Raw genomic sequence first — 24949 nt, 5'->3', positions numbered from 1 at the left:
GGGTGGCTGCTATGTTGAAAGTCGAAGTTTATCGTTACAACCCGGACACCGACTCGGCGCCCAAGATGGAGTCGTTCGACGTCGATACCGGTGGCAAGGACCTGATGGTGCTGGACGTATTGGCACTGATCAAGGAAAAGGACGAAGGGTTCTCGTACCGTCGCTCCTGCCGTGAAGGCGTTTGCGGTTCCGACGGCATGAACATGAACGGCAAGAACGGCCTGGCCTGCATCACCCCGCTGTCGGGCGTGGTGAAGGGTAACAAGCTGGTCCTGCGTCCGCTGCCGGGCCTGCCAGTCATCCGTGACCTGGTGGTCGACATGAGCATCTTCTACAAGCAGTACGAGAAGGTGAAGCCATTCCTGCAGAACGACACCCCGGCTCCGGCCATCGAGCGTCTGCAGTCGCCGGAAGATCGCGACAAGCTGGACGGTCTGTACGAGTGCATCCTGTGCGCTTGCTGCTCGACCTCCTGCCCATCGTTCTGGTGGAACCCGGACAAGTTCCTGGGCCCCGCCGCGTTGCTGCAGGCCTACCGCTTCCTGGCCGATAGCCGTGACACCAAGACCCAGGAGCGCCTGGCGTCCCTGGATGACCCGTTCAGCGTATTCCGCTGCCGCGGGATCATGAACTGCGTAAACGTTTGCCCTAAGGGTCTGAACCCGACCAAGGCAATCGGTCACGTACGTAACATGCTGCTGCAAAGCGGCACCTGATACAAAGTGTTGTACCTGCAGTAAGCCGAGGTGCGGGTGGTGAGCCCGCACTGAGGTAAAACCCGAGCAAGGGCCCACAAAGCCCGCGCTCATACCTATGAAGATGAGACCAGCAGGGGCTTCCGGGCTGGTACCCGGAAAATCAGCAGGATCCAGGTGGCGTGGTTAGTCGCTTTGCTCGGACTTTTCCAGGTTTGCTGTGGCTCTCGCCGATCAGTCCCCTAACCGAGGGTGACCAAGCATGCAAGAAAGCGTGATGCAGCGCATGTGGGATAGCGCCCACCTTTCAGGTGGTAACGCTGCATATGTGGAAGAACTCTACGAGCTCTACCTGCACGACCCTAACGCTGTGCCAGAAGAGTGGCGCACCTACTTCCAGAAGTTGCCCGCCGACGGCAGCACCGCTACCGATGTATCGCACTCGACAATCCGCGACCATTTCGTACTGCTGGCGAAGAACCAGCGCCGCGCTCAACCGGTATCTGCCGGGAGCGTGAGCAGTGAACACGAGAAGAAGCAGGTTGAAGTTCTGCGACTGATCCAGGCCTATCGTATGCGCGGCCATCAGGCTGCCAAGCTCGACCCGTTGGGGTTGTGGCAGCGCCCTGCGCCCGTAGACCTGTCGATCAATCACTACGGCTTGACCAATGCCGATCTTGATTCGACTTTCCGTGCCGGCGACCTGTTCATCGGCAAAGAGGAAGCGAGCCTACGCGAGATCTTCGAGGCGCTCCAGAAGACATATTGTCGCACCATTGGCGCCGAGTTCACCCACATCACCGATTCCGAGCAGCGCAGCTGGTTCCAGCAGCGCCTGGAAAGCGTGCGCGGTCGTCCGGAATTCTCCGCCGACGTGCAGACTCACCTGCTCGAGCGCGTGACCGCCGGTGAAGGCCTCGAGAAGTACCTGGGCACCAAGTACCCAGGCACCAAGCGCTTCGGCCTCGAGGGTGGCGAAAGCCTGATCCCGATGCTGGACGAAATGATCCAGCGCTCCGGTTCGTATGGCACCAAGGAAGTCGTGATCGGCATGGCCCACCGCGGCCGTCTCAACGTCCTGGTGAACACCTTCGGCAAGAACCCGCGCGAGCTGTTCGACGAGTTCGAAGGCAAGAAGATGAACGAGCTGGGCTCCGGTGACGTGAAGTATCACCAGGGCTTCTCCTCGAACGTGATGACCCCGGGCGGCGAAGTCCACCTGGCCATGGCGTTCAACCCGTCCCACCTGGAAATCGTTTCGCCAGTGGTGGAAGGTTCGGTACGTGCTCGCCAGGACCGTCGCAACGACACCGTCGGCGACAAGGTGCTGCCGATCTCGATCCACGGTGACGCGGCGTTCGCCGGCCAGGGCGTGGTCATGGAAACCTTCCAGATGTCGCAGACCCGCGGTTTCAAGACCGGCGGTACCGTGCACATCGTGATCAACAACCAGGTCGGTTTCACCATCAGCAACCCGCTGGACTCGCGTTCCACCGAGTACGCCACCGACGTTGCCAAGATGATCCAGGCGCCGATCCTGCACGTGAACGGCGACGATCCAGAGGCGGTCCTGTTCGTGACCCAGCTGGCCGTCGATTACCGCATGCAGTTCAAGCGTGACGTGGTCATCGACCTGGTCTGCTACCGTCGTCGCGGCCACAACGAGGCCGACGAGCCGAATGGTACCCAGCCGCTGATGTACCAGCAGATCAGCAAGCAGCGCACCACCCGTGAGCTGTACGCCGAGGCCCTGATCCAGGCTGGCCGCATCGACGCCGAGCGCGCCCAGGCCAAGATCGACGAGTACCGCAACGCGCTGGACAATGGCCTGCACGTGGTCAAGAGCCTGGTCAAAGAGCCGAACCGCGAGCTGTTCGTGGACTGGCGCCCTTACCTGGGCCATGCCTGGACCGCGCGCCACGACACGCGTTTCGACCTCAAGACCCTGCAGGAACTGTCGGCCAAGCTGCTCGAACTGCCGGAAGGCTTCGTCGTCCAGCGCCAGGTCGCCAAGATCTACGAAGACCGCCAGAAGATGCAGGCCGGTGGCTTGCCGATCAACTGGGGTTATGCCGAGACCATGGCGTACGCCACGCTGCAGTTCGAAGGTCATCCGATCCGCATGACCGGCCAGGACATCGGCCGTGGCACCTTCTCGCACCGTCACGCGGTGTTGCACAACCAGAAGGACGCCAGCACCTACGTACCGCTGCAGAACCTGTTCCCGGGCCAGCCGAGGTTCGACCTGTACGACTCCTTCCTGTCGGAAGAAGCGGTACTGGCCTTCGAATATGGCTACTCGACCACCACGCCGAACGCGCTGGTGATCTGGGAAGCCCAGTTCGGCGACTTCGCCAACGGTGCACAGGTGGTGATCGACCAGTTCATCACCAGCGGTGAGCACAAGTGGGGCCGCTTGTGCGGTCTGACCATGCTGCTGCCACACGGCTACGAAGGCCAGGGTCCCGAGCACTCCTCTGCGCGTCTGGAGCGTTACCTGCAGCTGTGTGCCGAGCACAACATCCAGGTTTGCGTGCCGACTACCCCGGCGCAGATCTACCACCTGCTGCGTCGTCAGGTCATCCGTCCGCTGCGCAAGCCGCTGGTCGTGCTGACGCCGAAGTCGCTGCTGCGCCACAAGCTGGCCATCTCGACCCTGGAAGACCTGGCCGAGGGTTCGTTCCAGACCGTGATCCCGGAAATCGACGCGATCGATCCGGCCAAGGTCGAGCGCCTGATCATGTGCAGCGGCAAGGTCTACTACGATCTGCTGGAAAAACGCCGTGCCGAAGGCCGCGAAGACATCGCGATCCTGCGTATCGAGCAGCTGTATCCGTTCCCTGAGGACGACCTGGTCGAAATCCTGGCGCAATACACCAACCTCAAGCATGCGGTGTGGTGCCAGGAAGAACCGATGAACCAGGGCGCCTGGTACAGCAGCCAGCACCACATGCGCCGTATCCTGGGCCGCCACGACAAGGCGCTGGTCCTGGAATACGCCGGTCGCGACGCTTCCGCCGCGCCAGCTTGTGGTTACGCATCGAAGAGCGCCGAACAGCAGGAAAAACTGCTGCAAGACGCCTTTACTGTCTAACGCCTTCGCGCACCTGAAACCGAATTTAAGGAAACACTGATAATGGCTATCGAGATCAAAGCCCCAACCTTCCCGGAATCGGTTGCCGACGGCACCGTTGCCACCTGGCACAAGCAGCCGGGCGATGCCGTCAAGCGTGACGAGCTGATCGTCGACATCGAGACCGACAAGGTCGTACTGGAAGTCCTGGCCACTGCTGACGGCGTGCTGGGCGCGATCGTCAAGGGCGAGGGCGACACCGTCCTGTCCGACGAAGTACTGGGTTCGATCGTTGAAGGTGGCGCTGCCGCCGCCGCGCCTGCCGCTGCTCCTGCCGCAGCAGCACCGGCCGCCGCTGCCGCCGCCGACGCTGGCGAGGACGACCCGGTCGCCGCTCCAGCCGCGCGCAAGCTGGCTGAAGAGAATGGCATCGACCTGGCCAGCGTCGCCGGCACCGGCAAAGGCGGTCGCGTGACCAAGGAAGACGTGGTGGCTGCCGTCGCCAACAAGAAAGCCGCTCCGGCTCCGGCTGCCAAGCCTGCTGCTGCCGCCGCTGCTCAGGTAGTCGTCGCTGCTGGCGACCGCACCGAGAAGCGCGTGCCGATGACCCGCCTGCGTGCCAAGATCGCCGAGCGTCTGGTCGAAGCCCAGTCGAACATGGCCATGCTGACCACCTTCAACGAAGTCGACATGACCGAAGTCATGGCCCTGCGTTCGAAGTACAAGGACCTGTTCGAGAAGACCCACAACGGCGTACGCCTGGGCTTCATGTCGTTCTTCGTCAAGGCCGCCACCGAAGCCCTGAAGCGCTTCCCGGCAGTCAACGCTTCGATCGATGGCAACGACATCGTCTACCACGGCTTCGCCGACGTCGGCGTTGCCGTCTCCAGCGACCGTGGCCTGGTTGTACCGGTGCTGCGTAACGCCGAGTCGATGAGCCTGGCCGAAATCGAGAACGGCATCGCCACCTTCGGCAAGAAGGCGCGTGACGGCAAGCTGGCCATCGAAGAAATGACCGGTGGTACCTTCACCATCACCAACGGTGGTACATTCGGCTCGATGATGTCGACCCCGATCGTCAACCCACCGCAGGCGGCGATCCTGGGCATGCACAACATCATCCAGCGCCCGATGGCGATCAACGGCCAAGTGGTCATTCGCCCGATGATGTACCTGGCGCTGTCCTACGACCACCGCCTGATCGATGGCAAGGAAGCCGTGACCTTCCTCGTCACCATCAAGAACCTGCTGGAAGATCCGTCTCGCCTGCTGCTGGACATCTAATCACGCAGTTGCAAGCTGCAAGCGACGCGCTTCGCCAGAGGCGCTCGGCTTGCAGCTTGTGGCTTGAAGCTTGTAGCTGATAAGGAATCTTTTATGACCCAGAAATTCGACGTAGTGGTGATTGGTGCGGGTCCTGGCGGCTATGTTGCCGCCATCAAGGCCGCACAACTTGGTCTGAAGACTGCCTGTATCGAGAAGTACACCGATGCCGAGGGCAAGCTGGCCCTGGGCGGCACCTGCCTGAACGTAGGCTGCATTCCTTCCAAGGCGCTGCTGGACAGCTCCTGGAAATACAAGGAAGCCAAAGAGAGCTTCAACGTCCACGGCATTTCCACCGGTGAAGTGAAGATGGACGTGGCCGCGATGGTCGGCCGCAAGGCTGGCATCGTCAAGAACCTGACCGGCGGCGTTGCCACCCTGTTCAAGGCCAACGGCGTCACCTCGATCCAGGGCCACGGCAAGCTGCTGGCTGGCAAGAAAGTCGAAGTCACCAAGCCTGACGGCACCACCGAAGTCATCGAAGCCGAGAACGTGATTCTCGCCTCCGGCTCGCGTCCGATCGACATTCCGCCGGCTCCGGTCGACCAGAACGTCATCGTCGACTCCACCGGCGCCCTGGAATTCCAGACCGTACCGAAGCGCCTGGGCGTCATCGGTGCTGGCGTGATCGGCCTGGAGCTGGGCTCGGTATGGGCTCGCCTGGGTGCTGAAGTCACCGTCCTGGAAGCCCTCGACACCTTCCTGATGGCTGCCGACACCGCCGTGTCGAAAGAAGCCCAGAAGACCCTGACCAAGCAAGGTCTGGACATCAAGCTGGGCGCGCGCGTCACCGGCTCGAAAGTCAACGGCAACGAAGTCGAAGTGACCTACACCAACGCCGAAGGCGAGCAGAAGATCACCTTCGACAAGCTGATCGTCGCGGTCGGTCGTCGTCCGGTCACCACCGACCTGCTGGCCGCCGACAGCGGCGTGAACATCGACGAGCGTGGCTACATCTTCGTCGACGATCACTGCGCCACCAGCGTTCCGGGCGTCTACGCCATCGGTGACGTGGTCCGCGGCATGATGCTGGCGCACAAGGCGTCGGAAGAGGGCATCATGGTCGTCGAGCGCATCAAGGGCCACAAAGCCCAGATGAACTACGACCTGATCCCATCGGTTATCTACACCCACCCGGAAATCGCCTGGGTCGGCAAGACCGAACAGGCCTTGAAGGCCGAGGGCGTTGAGGTTAACGTTGGCACCTTCCCGTTCGCGGCCAGCGGCCGTGCGATGGCCGCCAACGACACCGGTGGTTTCGTCAAGGTCATCGCCGATGCCAAGACCGACCGCGTCCTGGGTGTTCACGTGATTGGCCCATCGGCTGCCGAACTGGTGCAGCAGGGTGCGATCGCGATGGAATTCGGCACCAGTGCCGAGGATCTGGGCATGATGGTCTTCAGCCATCCGACCCTGTCCGAAGCGCTGCATGAAGCAGCGCTGGCGGTGAATGGCGGCGCCATTCACGTAGCCAACCGTAAGAAGCGTTAATTATAAAAACCACGGCGGATCGCCCGTCGTGAGTCTTGCGTGCATGACTCACCGCGGAACGTCCGCCGGACCGGATCACAAGGGATAACCCAGGGTCAACGGTCACAGGTGGTGCGGCGCCAGCAATGGCGCAGCACCGAAGCGCAGTACCTAACGAAGACGGTAAAAAGCATGAATCTTCACGAGTATCAGGGTAAGCAGCTGTTCGCTGAATACGGCCTGCCAGTTTCCAAGGGTTTCGCAGTCGATACCCCTGAAGCAGCAGCAGAAGCCTGCGACAAGATCGGTGGTTCGGAGTGGGTCGTCAAAGCCCAGGTCCACGCCGGTGGTCGCGGTAAAGCGGGCGGCGTAAAGCTGGTTCGCAGCAAGGAAGACGCCAAGGCGTTCGCTGCACAGTGGTTGGGCAAGAATCTGGTTACCTACCAGACCGATGCCAACGGTCAACCCGTCTCCAAGATTCTGGTCGAATCCTGCACTGACATCGCCAAAGAGCTGTACCTGGGCGCTGTAGTGGATCGTTCGAGCCGCCGTATCGTGTTCATGGCCTCCACCGAAGGTGGCGTGGACATCGAGAAAGTCGCTCACGACACTCCTGAGAAAATCCTCAAGGCTACCATCGACCCACTGGTCGGCGCGCAGCCGTTCCAGGGTCGCGAGCTGGCTTTCCAGCTGGGCCTGGAAGGCAAGCAAGTTCAACAGTTCGCCAAGATCTTCGTAGGTCTGGCCAAGCTGTTCAAGGATCACGATCTGGCCCTGCTGGAAGTGAACCCGCTGGTGATCAAGGCTGATGGCGATCTGCACTGCCTCGATGCCAAGATCAACATCGACGCCAACGCCATGTACCGTCAGCCCAAGCTGAAGACCTTCCACGACCCGTCGCAGGACGACGCCCGTGAAGCCCACGCTGCCAAGTTCGAACTGAACTACGTTGCCCTCGAAGGCAACATCGGCTGCATGGTCAACGGTGCCGGCCTGGCCATGGGTACCATGGACATCGTCAACCTGCACGGCGGCAAGCCAGCCAACTTCCTCGACGTTGGTGGCGGCGCTACCAAGGAGCGCGTTACCGAAGCGTTCAAGATCATTCTGTCCGACAGCAATGTCGCGGCCGTCCTGGTCAACATCTTCGGCGGCATCGTTCGCTGCGACATGATTGCCGAAGGCATCATCGGTGCAGTGAAGGAAGTCGGCGTCAAGGTTCCGGTCGTCGTTCGCCTCGAAGGCAACAACGCCGAACTGGGCGCTAAAGTACTGGCAGAAAGCGGTTTGAACATCATTGCGGCCACCAGCCTGACCGACGCTGCTCAACAAGTTGTCAAAGCTGCGGAGGGCAAGTAATGAGCGTCCTGATCAATAAAGACACCAAAGTCATCTGCCAGGGCTTCACCGGCTCGCAGGGTACTTTCCACTCCGAACAAGCCATCGCCTACGGCACCAAGATGGTTGGCGGCGTGACGCCGGGCAAAGGCGGTACCACTCACCTGGGCCTGCCGGTGTTCAACACCGTGAAAGAAGCGGTAGAAGCCACCGGTGCTGACGCTTCGGTCATCTACGTACCGGCTCCTTTCTGCAAGGACTCGATCCTGGAAGCAGCCTTCGGCGGCATCAAGCTGATCGTCTGCATCACCGAAGGCATTCCTACCCTGGACATGCTCGATGCCAAGGTCAAGTGCGACGAGCTGGGCGTGACCCTGATCGGCCCGAACTGCCCAGGCGTTATCACTCCGGGCGAGTGCAAGATCGGTATCATGCCAGGCCACATCCACCTGCCAGGCAAGGTCGGTATCGTTTCGCGTTCCGGCACTCTGACCTACGAAGCGGTCAAGCAGACCACCGACGCCGGCTTCGGCCAGTCGACCTGCGTGGGTATCGGTGGCGACCCGATCCCAGGCTCGAACTTCATCGACATCCTGAAGCTGTTCCAGGAAGACCCGAAGACCGAAGCGATCGTCATGATCGGTGAGATCGGCGGTTCGGCCGAAGAAGAAGCCGCGGCCTACATCAAGGCCAACGTCACCAAGCCTGTCGTTTCCTACATCGCCGGTGTTACCGCACCAGCGGGCAAGCGCATGGGCCACGCTGGCGCCATCATCTCCGGCGGCAAAGGCACTGCGGACGAGAAGTTCGCCGCCCTGCAGGACGCTGGTGTGAAGACCGTGCGTTCCCTGGCTGACATCGGCAAGGCCCTGGCCGAGCTGACTGGCTGGGAAGTCAAGAAGTAATACTGCTATACCCCCCACGCGCACAGAGGCCACCTTCGGGTGGCCTTTGTCGTTACTGGGTTCTAGATTTTTTCGATGGGTTTAATAGGAATTTTCCGAGAGACGGGGTGGTCCCGACTCTCGATAATGGGCACGTCCTCGGTCACACAGACGACAAACCGATTCATACATCGGACAAGCGGGTGCATTGCAGTGCGTTTGTCCGGTAAAACGGTTAACCTAGGCGTTCACTCTGTGCCCGTGCCCCAAAAGGGAACGACACGCTAAACGGGTCTGGCTCACCAAGCCGGGCAGCATTTCCCCCACCCATGGGGAAATCCCTCTCGAATCCCGATTTCAGCAGTGTGGTACTACCCTAAATGAAAGTTCTTAAAGGCCAGGATATCCTGGCGCTTGGCTTTATGACGTTTGCGCTTTTCGTCGGCGCAGGCAACATCATCTTCCCGCCCATCGTCGGCCTGCAGGCCGGCCCGCACGTGTGGATGGCCGCACTTGGCTTCCTGGTGACCGCGGTCGGCCTGCCAGTCATCACCGTGGTCGCCCTGGCCAAGGTCGGTGGCGGGATGGACGCGCTGAGCAGCCCGATCGGCAAGTTCTTCGGCGGCCTGCTGGCTGCCGTGTGCTACCTGTCGGTCGGCCCGCTGTTCGCCACCCCGCGCACCGCGACCGTGTCGTTCGAAGTGGGCGTTGCGCCGCTGACCGGTGAAAGCCCGTTGGCGCTGTTCATCTATAGCCTGGTGTACTTCGTCGTGGTGCTGGCAGTGTCCATGTATCCGGGCAAACTGCTCGATACCGTGGGTCGTTTCCTCGCGCCGCTGAAGATCATCGCCTTGGCCGTGCTGGGCATCGCTGCCTTCATGCTGCCGGCCGGGACCATCGGCGAAGCGCAGCCCGCCTATGCCGCTGCGGCATTCTCCAAGGGCTTCTCCGACGGTTACCTGACCATGGATACCCTGGGCGCCCTGGTGTTCGGTATCGTCATCGTCAACGCCATCCGCTCGCGCGGCGTCGAGTCGCCGAAGCTGATCACCCGCTATGCCATCATCGCTGGCCTGATCGCCGGTGTCGGCCTGGCCCTGGTGTATATCAGCCTGTTCCGCCTGGGTGCCGGCAGCCACGATGTCGCCGCCGATGCCACCAACGGTGCTGCCGTTCTGCACGCTTACGTGCAGCACACCTTCGGCTCGCTGGGCAGTGGCTTCCTTGCCGTGCTGATCGCCCTGGCGTGCCTGGTGACCGCGGTTGGCCTGACCTGCGCTTGCGCCGAGTACTTCAGTCAAATCCTGCCGCTGTCGTACCGTGCGCTGGTGGTGATCCTGGCCGGCTTCTCGCTGCTGATCTCCAACCTGGGCCTGACCAAGTTGATCATGTTCTCGATTCCGGTGCTGACGGCCATCTACCCGCCGTGCATCGTGGTCGTCGGCCTGAGCTTCGTCAAAGACCTGTGGAACTCGCCGACGCGCATCCTGGCGCCGGTGATGCTGGTCTCGCTGCTGTTCGGTATGGTCGATGCGATCAAGGGCAGCAGCATCGCCCACGTGCTTCCGGACTTCATGGCGCATCTGCCGCTGAGCGACCAGGGCCTGGCCTGGCTGGTGCCTTCGGTGGTGACCCTGGTGGGCGCCGTGGCCTACGATCGCCTGCTTGGCAAGCCGCGCGAGGCGATGGCTTGATGTGTTGAAGTCAGCGGTTGCTGTCGGCCACAAGCCGTAGGGCAGCCAACCAAGGCCTAGACCACGAAAAGCCCCGCATCCGAGAGGATGCGGGGCTTTTCGTTTGCCTGTGCTGACCTCTTCGCGGGTAAACCCGCTCCTACAGGGGACCCGGCTTCTCTGTAGGAGCGGGTTTACCCGCGAAAGGGCCCGCACAGGCAATAAAGATTCCCCCGCGTGTGTCTTTTACAGGCAGCAGACGTCGAAATGCGGTCACTCGTCTTTATGCGCACCTGGCCTTCGGGAGCCCTGCATGAACTTCATCCAAAGCAACCTCCATAACGTCCTGGCCGTCTGCTGGTTCGCCCTGTGCTGGGGTGGCTACACCCGCTACGCCATCTGGAAGGGGCGCGACACCGCGTGCCTGGCCAGTGTCCTGCACCTGTACCGGGAAGACTGGATGCGTCGCATGCTGCTGCGCGACAACCGCATCGCCGACGCCAGCGTGATCGGCAACCTCGAGCGCAACGCCTCGTTCTTCGCCTCCAGCACGCTGATCATCCTGGCTGGCATCCTTACCGTGCTAGGTGCCTCGGACCGCGCGCTGTCGCTGTTGGCGGATCTGCCGCTGGTGCAGCAGGCCTCGCAGGGCATGTCGGAGATCAAGCTGCTGTGCCTGGCCATGGTGTTCGTCTACGCGTTCTTCACCTTCAGCTGGTGCATGCGCCAATACAACTTCGCCGCAGTGCTGGTGGGCTCTGCGCCAATGATCGGCGAGCGCCTGGTCAATGAACTGGAGCGCAAGGCCTTCGCCTCGCGGGCGGCACGGGTGTTATCACTGGCGGCCAACCAGTTCAACTTCGGCCTGCGCTCTTATTACTTTGGCATGGCCATGTTGACCTGGTTCATCAGCCCCTGGCTGTTCATGGCGGTGAGTGTCGGCGTCGTGTTGATTCTGTATCGCCGCGAGTTCCATTCAGATGTATTGGAAGTGATGGTGTTCACGCCCACCGAATATGTGCCGGAAGCGACTCGCGATAGCGCCAACGGCAACGCCTGAAACGTTTAATCGATTAATCGCAGGTACAAAAAAACCCGACCGAAGTCGGGTTTTTCATACCGCTGGAATTACTGCTTGGCCGGCTCGGCAGGGGCAGTTTCCGGGGCTGGAGTCGCCGGAGCGGCTTCTTCGGCAGCCTTCTGCTCGGCTTCAGCCTGGTCTTTGGCGGCTTCGGCGTTTTCCTTGGCAGCCTCGTTCATTTTATCCTGAGCTTCACCCGCTTTCTCTTGGGCCTGCTCGGCGTGTTGCTGTGCGTCCTGGGCTTTGTCTTCGCTCGCTTTATCGCAAGCGGCCAGGCCCATGGCAGCGGCCAGCATCAGAGCAAAAGCAAAAGGTTTACGCATGGGGGTGTCTCTCCTTGGTGGAATAGTTGACTTGTTCCTTGGAGCTCTAGGGTACGACAGAAGTTCCGGAAAAATTACAAATATATAAAGGCCTATCCTACATAGACTTTTTACGGGTTTTATGCCGCTTCGTTTGCAGGGTGGAACGCATCATGGAAGTGTCCGCATGAATAGTACAAGTTTGATGGCCATGGCCGAGCGCTTCCTGGGCGCACTGAAACACTGCCAGATATTGCAAATGCGTGTGACCCACGCCGATGCCGAAGGGATGACGCTGATCCTGCCTTGGTCGCAGCGGATCGTAGGTAATCCGCAGACCGGTGCGGTACATGGCGGTGCACTCACCACGCTGCTCGATACCACCTGTGGCATGGCCACGCTGTGCGCGCTGCCGCGCTTCGAGGTGTGCCCGACCCTGGACCTGCGTATCGACTACATGCACCCGGCGGAGCAGGGCAAGGACATCTTCGGCCATGCCCAATGCTACCGGGTGACGCGCGATGTGATCTTCACCCGCGGTAGTGCATACCAGGACGACCCGGCGCGGCCGATCTGCCAGGTGGTCGGGACCTTCATGCGCCTGGGTCATGACGTGCGTGGCGGCATCGACTTCGGCTCGCGGCTCGAGGAGGGCGAGGCATGATTCCCGCAGATGTGCGCCAGCAGCTCAGCGAAGCCCACGCCGAGGGGGACTACCAGCCATTGCTGGCGTTGATCCCCTATGCCGGGCTGATCGGCATCGAATGCGAACGCCAGGGCGACGACCTGCTGTTCCGCCTTCCGGCCAGCCAGGACAATATCGGCAACCCCCTGCTGCCCGCTCTGCATGGCGGGGTGATCGCGGGCTTCATGGAACTCAGCGCCGCGCTGTATCTGTTGATCTACAGCGACAGCGCGAGCATTCCGAAGATCATCGATTTCTCCATCGATTACCTGCGTGCGGGCCACCTGCGCGACACCTATGCCCGCTGCCAGCTGTGGCGCCAGGGGCGGCGCGTGACCAATGTCGCGGTCACTGCCTGGCAGGCCGACCCCGGTGCGCCCATCGCCACGGCGCGGGCGCATTTCAAGGTCGAGCCGGAAAAGCCCTTGAAATCGTCGGGGCTGCCCCCATCTGCATGACATCCCGCCGTTAAAGCAGGCCAGTGGGGCCGCCAGGCGATAACTGCCATCAGATCGGAGTTTTGAAGACCATGAGTGTGGAGACTCAAAAAGAAACCCTGGGCTTCCAGACCGAGGTGAAGCAACTGCTGCACCTCATGATCCATTCCCTGTACTCGAACAAGGAGATCTTCCTCCGCGAGCTGATCTCCAACGCTTCCGACGCCTCCGACAAGCTGCGCTTCGAGGCCCTGGCAAAGCCGGAACTGTTCGAGGGTGACGCCGACCTGAAGATCCGCCTGAGCTTCGACAAGGAAGCCGGTACCGTGACCCTCGAGGACAACGGCATCGGCATGAGCCGTGAGGACGTCATCGCCCACCTGGGTACCATCGCCAAGTCCGGCACCGCCGACTTCATGAAGAACCTGACCGGTGACCAGAAGAAGGACTCGCACCTGATCGGCCAGTTCGGCGTGGGCTTCTACTCGGCCTTCATCGTCGCCGACAAGGTCGACGTGTACAGCCGCCGTGCCGGCCAGCCGGCGTCCGAAGGCGTGCACTGGTCGTCCAAGGGCGAGGGTGAGTTCGAAGTCGCCACCATCGACAAGCCGCAACGCGGCACGCGCATCGTCCTGCACCTGAAGAAGGACGAGCAGGAGTTCGCCGATGGCTGGCGCCTGCGCAACGTGGTCAAGAAGTACTCTGACCATATCGCCCTGCCGATCCAGCTGCCGAAAGAGCAAGCCGCCGCCGAAGGCGAGGAGCAACCCGCGCTGGAGTGGGAAACCGTCAACCGCGCCAGTGCGCTGTGGACCCGTCCGCGTACCGAGATCAAGGACGAGGAATACCAGGAGTTCTACAAGCACATCGGCCATGATTTCGAAAACCCGCTGGCCTGGAGCCACAACAAGGTCGAGGGCAAGCTCGAATACAGCTCGCTGCTGTACGTGCCGGGCCGGGCGCCGTTCGACCTGTACCAGCGCGAAGCGCCACGCGGCCTGAAGCTGTACGTGCAGCGTGTGTTCATCATGGACCAGGCCGAGTCGTTCCTGCCGCTGTACCTGCGCTTCATCAAGGGTGTGGTCGACTCCAACGACCTGTCGCTGAACGTGTCCCGCGAGATCCTGCAGAAGGACCCGGTCATCGATTCGATGAAGACCGCGTTGACCAAGCGCGTGCTGGACATGCTGGAGAAGCTGGCGAAGAACGAGCCAGAGCAGTACAAGGGCTTCTGGAGGAACTTCGGCCAGGTGCTGAAGGAAGGCCCGGCCGAAGACTTCGCCAACAAGGAGAAGATCGCCGGTCTGCTGCGCTTCGCCTCCACCCAGGACGACAGCGGCGAGCAGAGCGTCGCCCTGGCCGACTACCTGGCCCGTGCCAAGGAAGGCCAGGACAAGATCTACTACCTCACCGGCGAGTCCTACGCGCAGGTCAAGAACAGCCCGCACCTGGAGGTTTTCCGCAAGAAAGGCATCGAGGTCCTGCTGCTGACCGACCGTATCGACGAGTGGCTGATGAGCTACCTGAGCGAGTTCGACGGCAAGCAGTTCGTCGACGTCGCCCGCGGCGATCTGGACCTTGGCAACCTCGACTCCGAGGAAGATAAGAAGGCCCAGGAAGAAGTCGCCAAGGACAAGGAAGGCCTGGTCGAGCGCCTCAAGGGTGCGCTGGGTGACAGCGTCGCCGAGGTGCGTGTTTCCCACCGCCTGACCGACTCGCCGGCGATCCTGGCGATCGGCGAGCAGGACCTGGGCGTGCAGATGCGCCAGATTCTCGAAGCCAGCGGGCAGAAGGTGCCGGACTCCAAGCCGATCTTCGAATTCAACCCGACCCACCCGCTGATCGAGAAGCTGAACAACGAGCAGAGCGAAGACCGCTTCGCCGAACTGTCGCACATCCTCTTCGACCAGGCGGCCCTGGCGGCCGGTGACAGCCTGAAGGACCCGGCGGCCTACGTTCGTCGCCTGAACAAGCTGTTGGTCGAGCTGTCTGCTTGAGTTGATGTGATGGAAAGCCCGCTTCGGCGGGCTTTTTTCATGACGGCGTTTGAATGAAAAGTGCCTAAGGAGTGCTTGATGAGCAAGGTAATCGTCGAATCGTTGGTCTATCACCTGTCCGGCAGGACCTATGAAAGCCGTCTGGTCTATGAGCCAGGTGCGCTGAACCGCCCAGGCCTGGTGATGGCCCCGAACTGGATGGGCATTAGCGAGGGCGCCGAGCGCATCGCCAAGGAAGTGGCCGAGAAGGGTTACGTGGTACTGATTGCCGACCTCTACGGGCAGGGTGTGCGTCCGTCCAATGGCGACGAAGCAGGGGCGGCGATGATGCCGTTGAAAAATGACCGTGCCGAGCTGCGCAAGCGCATGCAGGAGGCCCTGTCGCAGTTGCTGGGGCAGTCCAAGGCGTTGCTCGAGCCGGGCAAGGTCGCTGCGTTCGGTTTCTGCTTCGGCGGTTGCTGTGCGCTGGAGCTGGCGCGTACCGGCGCCGACCTGAAGGCGGCGGTATCGTTCCACGGGACTCTGGATACGCCGAACCCCGAAGACGCCAAGCGAATCAAGGGCTCGGTGCTGGTGCTGCACGGCGCTGCCGATCCGCTGGTGCCGAAGGAGCAACTGCCGGCCTTCGAGGACGAGATGAATGCCGCCAAGGTCGACTGGCAACTGCTCAGCTACGGCGGTGCGGTGCATTCGTTCACTGACCCGAACGCCAACGTGCCGGGCAAGATGCAATACGATCGCCGTACGTCCGAGCGGGCCTTCCGTTCGATGCACAATCTGCTTGGTGAAGTGTTCCAGCGTTGATTGTGGGGGACTGCTTCGCAGTCCATCGCGGCGCAAGGCCGCTCCTGCAGGCCCGTGGCACAGGCTGCGCAACGCCCTGTAGGAGCGGCCTTGCGCCGCGAAGGGCCGCAAAGCGGCCCCTCTAGCGTGGCAGCTCGATCCTCGCGCTTTCCCCCGGCACTACCGGCCAGTCCCCCGCCGCCCACCGGACCCGAGCCTGTTCGATCACCTCAGGATCACTGGCCACGAAATTCCAGTTCATCCGCCTCGGCCCATCCAGCGGCGCACCGCCAATCAGTACCAGCTGGCAGTCATCATCCGCATACAGCGTGACTTCTTGCCCCTCTGGCAGCACGATCAGGCTGCAAGGCTCGACCTGCTCGTCGTCCATCAGCAGCTCCCCATCGAGCAGATACAATGCCCGCTGCGCATGCTCGTTCGGCACCAGCAAGGTGGTCGCCGGTTGCATCTGCACGTGGGCATACAGGGTAGGGGAGAGCACCGGCACGGGCGACTCCAGGCAGAAGCCACTGCCGGCGATCATGCAGATGCGTACCCCCAGATTGTCGCTCACCGGCAAGCTGGCGGCAGGGTGATGGCTGTAGCTGGGCTCACCCTGCTCGGCCTCGCGCGGCGATGCCAGCCATACCTGCAGGCCATGCAGCCGCGAGCCCTGGGCAACGGCATCGACCGGTGTGCGCTCGACATGCGCCACGCCGCGTCCGGCAGTCATCCAGCTGACGTCACCGGGCAGCACGCGCTGGTCGGAACCCAGGCTGTCCTTGTGCTGGATGACGCCCTCGAACAGGTAGGTCAGCGTGGACAGGCCAATGTGCGGGTGCTGGCGGATGTCCATGCCGCTGCCGGGGGCATAGCCGGTTTCGAGCATGTGGTCGAAGAACACGAACGGCCCGACACTACGGCACTGGGCCGAGGGCAACGGGCGCAGGATCGGCTGGCCCTCGACCGACTCGGCGCGAGGGCGAATGACCAGGGGGCTGCTCATGACGGTCTCCAGGCTGGGAGGAAATGCACCCAGCATAGCGGGTTGCCTGGCAATGCTGAACCGCTGCGCTTGACGGTCGGTCTACCCTTTTCATACCCGCATAAGGAAATTGCCCGATGATCGTCAAAGCACTGGCCAGCCTGTTGTTGTGCGCAGGGCTGTGCCAGGCCGCGCAGGCCCGTGAGTACCGCTACAGCGACGCCCACTTGCACTACGTGGATTTCTTCCAGGAAAGCGAAGGTATGCCGGCGCTTATCGCGGCCATGGATGCGGCGGGGGTCGAGCAATCGATGATCTCTGGCATTCCGGTGGCCAAGAAATGGCATGAGGACGAGCCCAAGCGCCCGCGCTATTACGCGGGCGACGATGCCGACGCCTACTGGTACAGCGCCACCGATGTGTATGTGGCTGCAGCTCTGGGGCAGCTGCCTGCCGAACAACGCAAGCGTTTCCATCCGTTCCTGTCCGGGTTCAATCCGGTGGACAAGAATGCTGCCAACCATATCGAGCGCATGCTCGACCTCAATCCTGGGCTATGGCAGGGCATCGGCGAGGTATTTACCCGCCACGACGACCTGACGGCGCTGACCAGCGGGGACACGCCGCGGGCCAACAACGAGGCGATGACGCGGATCTATCACCTGGCGGCCGAGCGCGACCTGCCTGTGCTGTTGCACTCCAACATCACCTCCAAGCGTGAGCGCAACCCATTGTACCTGGCCGAGATCGAGGAGCCGCTGCGCAACCATCCGCATACCCGTTTCATCTGGGCGCATGCCGGCAGCAGCATGGAGATCCACCGGCACCAGACGCAGATGGACTTCCTGCTGCCGGTGCTGACACGGCTTCTGGAGGATTACCCGAACCTGTATATCGATTTGTCATGGAGCATGCTCGAGCCGTACCTGCTGGATGAGCAGGGTGTGCCTCGCAAGGCATGGCTGGCGTTGGTCGAGAAGCACCCCGAGCGCTTCATGCTGGGGTCGGATGTGGTAGGCAAGTTCTCCAGCCTGGGTGAACAGATGCACGGGTTCAAGCCGTTTCTGGATGCCTTGCCGGAGGCAGTGGCCAGGAAGGTGGCCAGAGATAATTTTCTGGCGGTGTTGCCCAAAATCCGGTAGTTGCCTGTGCCGGCCTCTTCGCGGGGCACAGGCAACACAAATAAAAACGCCCCGAACCAGTCGGGGCGTTTTCGATTACCGCAGCAGCGTCTTACTTGCCTTCCCAGCGCTTGAGCACCAGGGTGGCATTGGTGCCGCCGAAGCCGAAGCTGTTGCTCATGACCGTGTCGATCTTGGCGTTTTCTTCGGTCTTGCGCAGGATCGGCAGGTCGGCGACCTCCGGGTCCAGTTCGTCGATGTTGGCGGAACCGGCGATGAAGTTGTTCTCCATCATCAGCAGGCAGTAGATCGCCTCGTGTACGCCGGCAGCACCCAGCGAGTGGCCCGACAGGCTCTTGGTCGAGCTGATCTTCGGTGCCTTGTCGCCAAACACTGCGCGAACACCCTTGATCTCGGCAACGTCGCCGACCGGGGTCGAGGTGCCGTGGGTGTTCAGGTAGTCGATCGGGGTGTCGACGGTGGACAGCGCCTGCTGCATGCAGCGAATGGCACCTTCGCCGCTCGGGGCGACCATGTCGTAGCCGTCGGAGGTCGCGCCGTAGCCGACGATCTCGGCGTAGATCTTGGCGCCGCGGGCGAGGGCGTGTTCCAGCTCCTCGACCACGACCATGCCGCCACCGCCGGCGATGACGAAGCCATCACGGTCGGCGTCGTAGGCACGCGAGGCCAGCTCCGGGGTTTCGTTGCGCTTGGTCGACAGGGCGCCCATGGCGTCGAACAGGAACGACTGGCTCCAGTGCTCTTCTTCACCGCCACCGGCGAAGACGATGTCCTGCTTGCCCCACTGGATCTGCTCCAGGGCGGTGCCGATGCAGTGTGCCGAGGTGGCGCAGGCCGACGAGATCGAGTAGTTCAGGCCCTTGATCTTGAACGGAGTGGCCAGGCACGCCGACACGGTGCTGCCCATGGTGCGGGTTACGCGGTACGGGCCGACACGCTTGACGCCTTTTTCGCGCAGGGTATCCAGCGCTTCCATCTGGTTCAGGGTCGAGGCGCCGCCGGAGCCAGCCACCAGGCCGGTACGTGGGTTGGAAACCTGCTCTTCGCTCAGGCCGGCGTCCTTGATCGCGTCCTGCATCGCCAGGTAGGCGTAGGCAGCGGCGTGGCCGACGAAGCGGTAGACCTTGCGGTCGATCAGTTCTTCGAGGTTGAGGTCGATGGAGCCGGAAACCTGGCTACGCAGCCCCTGTTCCTTGTATTCCGGGTTGTAACGGATACCCGGACGGCTGTTGCGCAGGTTTTCGGTGACGGTAGCTTTGTCATTGCCCAGGCACGAAACGATGCCCAGACCAGTGATAACGACGCGGCGCATGCGAATAACCCTTAGAAATTGTCAGTGGAGGTGAACACGCCGACCCGCAGGCCTTCGGCAGTGTAGATCTCGCGGCCATCGACGCTGACCGAGCCATCGGCGATGGCCATGTTCAGCTTGCCCTTCAGGACGCGCTTGATGTGAATGTTGTAGGTGACTTTCTTGGCGGTGGGCAGTACCTGGCCAAAGAATTTCACTTCGCCCGAACCCAGCGCACGACCGCGGCCTGGCAGGCCCTGCCAGCCGAGGAAGAAACCGACCAGCTGCCACATGGCATCGAGGCCCAGGCAGCCTGGCATCACCGGGTCGCCCTCGAAGTGGCAGGCGAAGAACCACAGGTCCGGGGTGATATCCAGCTCGGCGACCAATTCACCTTTGCCGTACTTGCCGCCTTCCTCGCTGATGTGGGTGATGCGATCGACCATCAGCATGTTCGGGGCGGGCAGTTGCGCATTACCTGGGCCGAACAGCTCACCGCGACTGCAGCGCAGCAGGTCTTCCCGAGTAAAGGCGTGTTGTTTGGTCATGCGAGCTCCTCAATAACCCCCTGTGGCAGGGGATGAATCTTCCCGGCCGGCCCGGAGTGCATATCAGCCCGGGGCGGCAGCCTACAGGTAGACTATTGCGTTGTGGTGAAAGTCACAGCGCACCTGGCGAAAGAAGTACAGGTGTGCACTGAAACGTCTATTTTCAGGGCCGAATTGGGTCCTGTCCAGTCTTTAAGACTGTCGCACTTTATCATTTATCGCCAGCCGGCGCTGCCTGGGCAGGTAGCCAGCGTTGCAGTATCCGCTGCAACTCCGTGCGGCGGAAGGGTTTGCTCAGGTAATCGCTCATGCCGGCGGCCATGCAGCGTTCCCGATCGCCCTCCAGCGCATTGGCGGTCAGGGCGATGATCGGTAGCGCGCTGCAGCCTGGCAGCTGACGGATGCGCCGCGTAGCCTCGTAGCCGTCCATGTGCGGCAGGCGGCAGTCCATCAGTACTGCGGCAAAACGCTGCTGGCCGACTCGCTCGACCGCTTCGAGGCCGTCCTGGGCCACCTGCACCTGCAGGCCCAGGCTACGCAGCATGGCCTCGATCACGCTCTGGTTGACCGGGTTGTCCTCCACCAGCAGCACCGGGCCGTGCTCAGCCATCGCCCACGCGCCTGGCGTGGCGAGGGGCAGTGGGGCAGGCGTGAGGTTGGCCAGGGGCAGGGGGATTTCCAGGGTGAAGGTCGAACCCAGGCCTTCGCGGCTCTCGCCCCGTAGCTTGCCACCCATGCGCTCGGCCAGGGTCCGCGCGATCGACAGGCCCAGGCCGGTACCGCCGTAGCGGCGCGAGATCGAGCTGTCGGCCTGCTGGAAGGCGACGAACATCATTTCCAGACGCTCGCCATCGATGCCGATTCCGGTGTCGCGCACGCTACAGGTGAACCATAGCAATTGGCGATCGAGCAACTGCCAGTGCGCCTCTACCTCCACCTGGCCTCGCTCGGTGAACTTGAGCGCGTTGCCGATCAGGTTCAGCAGGATCTGGCGGATCCGCGTCGGGTCACCGACCACCTTGGGCTGCGCCTCGTCGGTCGGCAGCTGCAGGTAAAGGCCCAGGCCGCGCTGTTGGGCGCTGTGCTGGAACGACTGCACGCTGTTGGCGATCAGTTCGCCGAGGTCGAAGTCGATATGCTCGAACTCAAGGGTCGTGCGTTCGATCCGCGAGAAATCGAGAATGTCGTTGATCACCTTGAGCAGGTGCCCGGTCGATTCGCTGGCCACTGCCGCATAGTCGGCCTGCTCGCTGGTCAGCTGGGTGGTTTCGAGCAGTTGCAGCATGCCCAGCACACCGTTCATCGGTGTGCGCAGCTCATGGCTCATCATGGCCAGGAACTCGGATTTGGCGCGGTTGGCCTGCTCGGCTTCCTCGCGCGCCTGGATCAACTGCGCCATGGCCTGTTTCTGCTCGGCGCTGGCCTGCTCCAGGGCATTGGCGAGGTTATTGATGTGCCGCGCCAGATGGCCCAGTTCGCTGTCGTCGACCACCGGCACCGGGGTCTTGTACTCGCCCTGCTGGATCGCCTTGACCGCATGGCCCATGTCGCTGATCGGCTTGGCCAGGCTCAGGGCCAGGCGGCGGGCCAGCAGGAAGGTGAACAGCAGGGCGAAGAGGGCGAGGATGCCGGCCTTGATGACGATTTCCTGCTGGCGCTGGCTGAATGCATCATCGGACATGCCGACGATCACCCGGCCCAGGTAGTCGTCGCCGATGGCCGGCGTCGGTGTCTTGCTCTGCTGCAGGAAGTCGCTGTCTAGGCGGATCTGCTGGAGGCGGATCGGTGCCTGGAACACTTCGACGCGTTGCGAGCGGTTGGCGCTCTCGTTGGACTGCTCGACGTACACCAGAATGTGGTTGCGACCGTCCTGTACCTCCAGGAAGCGCACGTGGGGGATGCTCAGGGTGGCGCGCATCAAGCCTTCCAGTACTTCATTGTTGCCCGAGATCACCCCGTACTCAGATGCCGGCGCCAGCTGGTTGGCGATCAGTTGCCCGGTGTGCTTGAGCTCCTGGCGCAAGTCCTGGATGCGCACGAAGGTGAAAAAGCTGATCAGCAGCAGGGTCAGCAGCAGCGCAGGGCCCAGGCTGATGATCTGGGTGCGGGTATGGATATCCCAGCTCAGGCGCTTGTTCATGGCAGGGGGGCTCCTTCGGCCAGGGCCTGGGCGGCGGCGTTCGGATCGATTGGCTCCAGGCCCAGGGCGCGGGCGACCTGCTGGTTGCCGCTGACACCGAAGTGCGACGGGTAGAGGCTGCGCGGCCAGCGTGCCGGGGGTTGGTCGAGCAGCCGGTCAAGCACCGCCAGCCAGTCCTCTTGATCGCTGTAGGTGCTGGCCAGGGCCCCTGCACGGACGAAGCCGACGTTCGGGCCGATCAGCGCCATCTGCCGGCTGTAGCTGCTGAGCAGGAGGTTTTTTGCCGTCTTGGAGTTGTACAGGTCGGGGTCGTCGAGGCCCAGCAGTACGTCGCTGCTGGCCAGCAGGTTCTGCAGCGGGCGGCTGTCACGCAGGTCTGGCCAGTCCTGGGCGATGATTTCCAGGCCCAGCGGCCGTGCGGCCTGGCGCAGTTCGTCGAGCAGGAACTGGCTATGCTCGCCATATAGCACACCGACGCGCTGGGCCTGCGGCAGCAGGTAGTGGGTCAGGCGTAACTGCCGTGCCAGGGGCGGGTCGCTCCACAGCAGGGTCAGGTGCCCGGGGCGCGACTTTCCCAGGCGTTGCTGCGCCTGTACCCGGCTGATGCGCATGGCCAGGGCGGGCGGCCCGGCGTTTTCGCCCAGGCGCCACTCCAGGGCCGCGTTGTCCAGCAGCACCAGGCGCGTGTCGGCCTTGAGCTGGCTGGGGCGTGGCAACTCGCTCAGCGACAGGAAACGCACCTGGTCGTGCTGGCGTCGATCGGCCAGCGCCGTGACGAAGCTGCGGATGCCGGGTTGGTCCTCGCCACCGACCAGGAGGATTTCGCTGGCCGACAACGTGCCCAGGGGCCACAGGCAGAACAGCAGCAGGTGCAGCAGGCGCACCATCAGAATTCCAGCTCCGCGCTGACGCTCAGGCGGTGGCGGCTGTCGTAGCGGTTCTGCACCAGCGTGGTCGGCTCGTCGTCCAGGCGTTGCTGCCACAGCGCAGCCAGCTCGAGGTTGCTGCCCTGGATACGAAAGCGTTTGGCCACGCGCAGGTCGAGGCGTTCGTAGCGGTAGCCGTTGAGGGCGTCGTCGCCGTAGTAGAACAACCCGCTCGACCAGTTGTCGCCCCACTCGCGCATCCACCCGGCCGAGCCGCTGTTGCGGGCGGTGAGGCGGCTGTCGGCAGGGTTGCTGGCCCAGGCATCGACGTAGGCGTAGGTCAGGCGCAAGCGGTCGCGCCGCGTTGCCCGCCAGTCCAGCTGGGCTTCGCTGCCAGTGAAACGGGCCTTGTTGGCATTGCTGGCAATGTACTGGTTGTTCTTCAGGGGCTCGCTGATCATTCCTGTGATCTCGTCGTAGAACAGCTTTACATCCATGTTCAGGTCGATGTCGCTGAACGAGCCGTTGTAACCCAGTTCGCGCGAGCGCATGCGTTCCTGTTCGAGGTCGCCCGGGCCTCGGGTCTTGACGAAGTATTGGCCATCTCGCAGGCCATACAGGTTGGGCGTGAGGTTCTTGACCGTGTAGCTCCAGTTGACGTTGTTCTCGAACATGTCCGGCGAGCGGATCGCTTCGGAGTAGACCGCGCGCAGGCCATGACGCGGGGTGATGAGGTAGTTCACGGCCATGCGTGGCGTCAGCGAACTGCCGGACAGGCGCGAATCCTCGAACATCGCGCCGCCCTGGACGATCCAGTGTTCGTCGGCGCGCCACTCCAGCTGGCCGAACAGGCGCCAGGTCTGGTCGTCGATGCTGCCGTTGAAGTAGGTCTGCGAGTCGGCGCGGTCATAGCGGTAGTTCATGCCGCTGACCAGCCGCAAGCTGTCGGTCAGGCTGAGGGTGTCCTGCACTTCCAGGTCGTAGCGGGTTTCGCGGGTGCTCTGGTCGACGTCGCCACAGATGGTCTGCTTGCCATTCAGGGCGCCGCCTGGGTTGTTCCACTGCTGGCTGATCGCGTTGATCAGCGCCTGCTCGGCAGGGTTGGCCCCGGCAGGCGGCGCACTGGCATTGCGGGCGACCTTTTCAGCGAGGTTGGGGTTCATCTGCCACAGCCGGGTCAGCTCCGGGCTGAACGCGAGCGCGGCATCGCAGGCGCGCCATACCTGCTGGCGGTCGAAGTGCTGCGCCGAGCCCTGCACATAAAGGCTGTGCTCGGGGTTGAAGTCGATGTTCCAGCGTACCGACCCGGCGTAGTCCTTGGCGTTGACGTCGGCGTCGTTGCCAGCCTGGTAGCTGCCGAACACCGGCTGGTAGTAGTAGGGGCGTTGGTTGCTGCCTTCCTTGGCGGCCAGCTGCCATTCCAGCGTCTGGTCGGGGGCCAGGGTGTGGCTGACGCTCAGGTTGAAGCGGTTGAGGCGGCGGCTGTCGCGGTAGTCGTTGCCGAACTGGTCGTGGTCGAAACCGTCGTCCTGCTGGCCCGAGACCGACAGGCGCAGGTCGCCGCCGTCCCAGCCGAAACCGTGGCTGAGGTAGTAGTCGTTGATGCCATCCTGGCCGCGGGTCATCTTCATCCGCGTGCCGTGGCTGTCGGCCGGGTTGCGGGTGAGGATGTTGACTACCGCCATCAGGGCGTTGGCGCCGTAGCTGACGGTGTTGGGGCCGCGAAACACCTCGATGCGCTCGATGTCCTCCAGCGCCACCGGAATGTCGCTCCAGTCCACGGTAGCAAGGCCCGCCCGGTACACCGAGCGGCCGTCGATCAGCACCTGCATGCGCCGGGCTTCGTTGACGTTGCTGCCGTGGTAGTTGACCGTGGGCTGGTTGCCGGCGCCGTAGCCGATCATCATGCCCGGGACCAGGCGCAGCAGCTCGGGGATATCCCGGGCGCCACTGGCGCGGATCAGCTCGCTGTCGAGCACGGTCATGCTGCCTGGCACCGCTGCCGGGGATTGTTTCAGGCGCGTGGCGGTCAGAACCTGGGGCAGGTCGGTGTTGTCGATGAACAGGTCGTCGGCCATGGCCGAGCCGCCGAGCAACGCGGTCAACAACAGCAGGCGAGGGTACGGGGGCGTGCCAGGCAACACGGTACGGCCTTGTTTCGATAATGAGTCAGGCATGTTAACTGACGGTGGAGGTTTTGCCAGTGTTCGGCTTGAAATGTGTGGGGTGGCTTAGA

The 24949-nt window shown here is 62.6% G+C and carries 20 protein-coding genes; 13 read left to right on the top strand and 7 right to left on the bottom strand.

What is annotated here, in order from left to right; genetic code table 11:
- Nucleotides 1–11 precede the first annotated feature (11 nt).
- The 8 genes from IAE37_RS20135 (at nucleotide 12) to IAE37_RS20100 (ending at nucleotide 11516) form a co-directional block, all read left to right on the top strand.
- Nucleotides 12–716 (top strand): succinate dehydrogenase iron-sulfur subunit, encoded by a 705-nt coding sequence (locus IAE37_RS20135; RefSeq protein WP_012315348.1) that lies wholly within the window; start codon nucleotides 12–14, stop codon nucleotides 714–716.
- A 241-nt stretch (nucleotides 717–957) separates the two neighbouring features.
- Complete coding sequence (locus tag IAE37_RS20130; protein WP_201176314.1) at nucleotides 958–3789, top strand: 2-oxoglutarate dehydrogenase E1 component; 2832 nt, start codon at nucleotides 958–960, stop codon at nucleotides 3787–3789.
- A 42-nt stretch (nucleotides 3790–3831) separates the two neighbouring features.
- Nucleotides 3832–5052, top strand: coding sequence for a 2-oxoglutarate dehydrogenase complex dihydrolipoyllysine-residue succinyltransferase (gene odhB, locus IAE37_RS20125; protein ID WP_201176312.1), 1221 nt, complete (start codon nucleotides 3832–3834; stop codon nucleotides 5050–5052).
- A gap of 93 nt (nucleotides 5053–5145) precedes the next feature.
- Nucleotides 5146–6582, top strand: coding sequence for a dihydrolipoyl dehydrogenase (gene lpdA / locus IAE37_RS20120; protein ID WP_201176310.1), 1437 nt, complete (start codon nucleotides 5146–5148; stop codon nucleotides 6580–6582).
- A 171-nt stretch (nucleotides 6583–6753) separates the two neighbouring features.
- Nucleotides 6754–7920: an ADP-forming succinate--CoA ligase subunit beta gene (sucC, locus tag IAE37_RS20115; RefSeq protein ID WP_023629628.1), complete on the top strand. Its 1167-nt coding sequence runs from the start codon at nucleotides 6754–6756 to the stop codon at nucleotides 7918–7920.
- Nucleotides 7920–8804, top strand: a complete 885-nt coding sequence (gene sucD / locus IAE37_RS20110) for a succinate--CoA ligase subunit alpha (RefSeq protein ID WP_004376004.1) — start codon at nucleotides 7920–7922, stop codon at nucleotides 8802–8804. Before sucC ends, sucD begins: the two co-directional genes overlap by 1 nt.
- 359 nt (nucleotides 8805–9163) lie before the next feature.
- A complete protein-coding gene (gene brnQ, locus IAE37_RS20105) occupies nucleotides 9164–10477 on the top strand; it encodes a branched-chain amino acid transport system II carrier protein (RefSeq protein ID WP_201176309.1) in 1314 nt (437 codons plus the stop codon).
- A gap of 292 nt (nucleotides 10478–10769) precedes the next feature.
- Nucleotides 10770–11516 carry a DUF599 domain-containing protein gene (locus IAE37_RS20100; RefSeq protein WP_201176307.1) on the top strand — a complete coding sequence of 249 codons (747 nt, stop codon included), beginning with the start codon at nucleotides 10770–10772 and terminating at the stop codon, nucleotides 11514–11516.
- Nucleotides 11517–11584: 68 nt separating this feature from the next.
- Here the strand turns inward: IAE37_RS20100 and IAE37_RS20095 are convergent, their stop codons facing one another.
- Nucleotides 11585–11860 (bottom strand): hypothetical protein, encoded by a 276-nt coding sequence (locus IAE37_RS20095; protein ID WP_201176306.1) that lies wholly within the window; start codon nucleotides 11858–11860, stop codon nucleotides 11585–11587.
- Between the two features lie 166 nt (nucleotides 11861–12026).
- On the opposite strand from IAE37_RS20095, the gene IAE37_RS20090 reads away from it, so the two are divergent.
- From IAE37_RS20090 to IAE37_RS20075, 4 genes are all read left to right on the top strand, one after another.
- Nucleotides 12027–12503 carry a PaaI family thioesterase gene (locus IAE37_RS20090; protein WP_201176305.1) on the top strand — a complete coding sequence of 159 codons (477 nt, stop codon included), beginning with the start codon at nucleotides 12027–12029 and terminating at the stop codon, nucleotides 12501–12503.
- The gene (locus IAE37_RS20085) at nucleotides 12500–12982 is read left to right on the top strand and encodes a PaaI family thioesterase (protein WP_201176304.1); all 483 of its coding nucleotides are present in this window, start codon (nucleotides 12500–12502) and stop codon (nucleotides 12980–12982) included. The genes IAE37_RS20090 and IAE37_RS20085 overlap by 4 nt, the downstream gene beginning before the upstream one ends.
- Nucleotides 12983–13053: 71 nt before the next feature.
- The gene (htpG, locus tag IAE37_RS20080) at nucleotides 13054–14958 is read left to right on the top strand and encodes a molecular chaperone HtpG (RefSeq protein ID WP_201176303.1); all 1905 of its coding nucleotides are present in this window, start codon (nucleotides 13054–13056) and stop codon (nucleotides 14956–14958) included.
- Between the two features lie 78 nt (nucleotides 14959–15036).
- Nucleotides 15037–15762, top strand: coding sequence for a dienelactone hydrolase family protein (locus tag IAE37_RS20075; protein ID WP_201176302.1), 726 nt, complete (start codon nucleotides 15037–15039; stop codon nucleotides 15760–15762).
- 121 nt (nucleotides 15763–15883) lie between these two features.
- On the opposite strand, the gene IAE37_RS20070 is transcribed toward IAE37_RS20075, so the two are convergent.
- Complete coding sequence (locus IAE37_RS20070) at nucleotides 15884–16747, bottom strand: pirin family protein (RefSeq protein ID WP_201176301.1); 864 nt, start codon at nucleotides 16745–16747, stop codon at nucleotides 15884–15886.
- A 116-nt stretch (nucleotides 16748–16863) separates the two neighbouring features.
- On the opposite strand from IAE37_RS20070, the gene IAE37_RS20065 reads away from it, so the two are divergent.
- Complete coding sequence (locus tag IAE37_RS20065) at nucleotides 16864–17868, top strand: amidohydrolase family protein (protein WP_201176300.1); 1005 nt, start codon at nucleotides 16864–16866, stop codon at nucleotides 17866–17868.
- A 91-nt stretch (nucleotides 17869–17959) separates the two neighbouring features.
- Here the strand turns inward: IAE37_RS20065 and fabB are convergent, their stop codons facing one another.
- The 5 genes from fabB to IAE37_RS20040 all read right to left on the bottom strand — a co-directional run bounded on the left by fabB (nucleotide 17960) and on the right by IAE37_RS20040 (nucleotide 24890).
- The gene (fabB, locus tag IAE37_RS20060; RefSeq protein ID WP_201176299.1) at nucleotides 17960–19180 is read right to left on the bottom strand and encodes a beta-ketoacyl-ACP synthase I; all 1221 of its coding nucleotides are present in this window, start codon (nucleotides 19178–19180) and stop codon (nucleotides 17960–17962) included.
- 11 nt (nucleotides 19181–19191) lie between these two features.
- Nucleotides 19192–19707 (bottom strand): 3-hydroxyacyl-[acyl-carrier-protein] dehydratase FabA, encoded by a 516-nt coding sequence (gene fabA / locus IAE37_RS20055; protein WP_008089108.1) that lies wholly within the window; start codon nucleotides 19705–19707, stop codon nucleotides 19192–19194.
- 211 nt (nucleotides 19708–19918) lie between these two features.
- Nucleotides 19919–21847 (bottom strand): response regulator, encoded by a 1929-nt coding sequence (locus IAE37_RS20050; protein ID WP_201176298.1) that lies wholly within the window; start codon nucleotides 21845–21847, stop codon nucleotides 19919–19921.
- Nucleotides 21844–22734, bottom strand: a complete 891-nt coding sequence (locus tag IAE37_RS20045; protein ID WP_201176297.1) for an ABC transporter substrate-binding protein — start codon at nucleotides 22732–22734, stop codon at nucleotides 21844–21846. Before IAE37_RS20045 ends, IAE37_RS20050 begins: the two co-directional genes overlap by 4 nt.
- On the bottom strand, nucleotides 22734–24890 hold the full coding sequence (locus IAE37_RS20040) for a TonB-dependent receptor plug domain-containing protein (protein WP_201176296.1): 2157 nt from the start codon (nucleotides 24888–24890) through the stop codon (nucleotides 22734–22736). The genes IAE37_RS20045 and IAE37_RS20040 overlap by 1 nt, the downstream gene beginning before the upstream one ends.
- Between the last annotated feature and the right edge of the window lie 59 nt (nucleotides 24891–24949).

It is taken from the genome of Pseudomonas sp. S31, from assembly GCF_016648105.1.
Taxonomy (GTDB): domain Bacteria; phylum Pseudomonadota; class Gammaproteobacteria; order Pseudomonadales; family Pseudomonadaceae; genus Aquipseudomonas.
This window is presented reverse-complemented; position numbering and strand designations above follow the sequence as displayed.